Raw genomic sequence first — 729 nt, 5'->3', positions numbered from 1 at the left:
CCGGCAAGCCGAAGGGCGTGCAGCACAGCACGGGCGGCTACCTGCTGTGGGCCGCGCAGACGATGAAGTGGACCTTCGACTGGAAACCCGACGACGTGTTCTGGTGCACGGCCGACATCGGCTGGGTAACGGGCCACACGTACATCACCTACGGCCCGCTCGCGTGCGGCGGCACGCAGGTCGTGTTCGAGGGCGTGCCGACGTATCCGGACGCCGGCCGCTTCTGGAAGATGATCGGCGATCACAAGGTCACCGTGTTCTACACCGCGCCGACCGCGATCCGTTCGCTGATCAAGGCGGCCGAAGCGGACGACAAGGTCCATCCGAAGAGCTATGACCTGTCGAGCCTGCGCATCATCGGCACGGTCGGCGAGCCGATCAATCCGGAAGCGTGGATGTGGTACCACAAGCACGTCGGCCACGAGCGCTGCCCGATCGTCGATACGTGGTGGCAGACCGAAACCGGCGGCCACATGATCACGCCGCTGCCGGGCGCCACGCCGACCGTACCGGGCTCGTGCACGCTGCCGCTGCCGGGCATCACGGCCGCGGTGGTCGACGAGACCGGCCAGGACGTGCCGAACGGGCAAGGCGGGATTCTCGTCGTCAAGCGCCCGTGGCCCGCGATGATCCGCACGATCTGGGGCGACCCGGAGCGTTTCAAGAAGAGCTATTACCCGGAAGAACTCGGCGGCACGCTCTATCTGGCCGGCGACGGCACCGTGCGCG

Annotated in this window: 1 protein-coding gene; it reads left to right on the top strand. The window is 67.4% G+C overall.

The genetic code is table 11. From position 1 onward, the window contains the following. Positions 1-729 (top strand): AMP-binding protein (locus H3O04_RS35540; RefSeq protein WP_202589535.1); only part of this gene is annotated, 729 nt, incomplete at both ends.

Source organism: Burkholderia sp. KCJ3K979 (assembly GCF_016759955.1).
Lineage (GTDB): Bacteria > Pseudomonadota > Gammaproteobacteria > Burkholderiales > Burkholderiaceae > Burkholderia > Burkholderia orbicola.
This window is presented reverse-complemented; position numbering and strand designations above follow the sequence as displayed.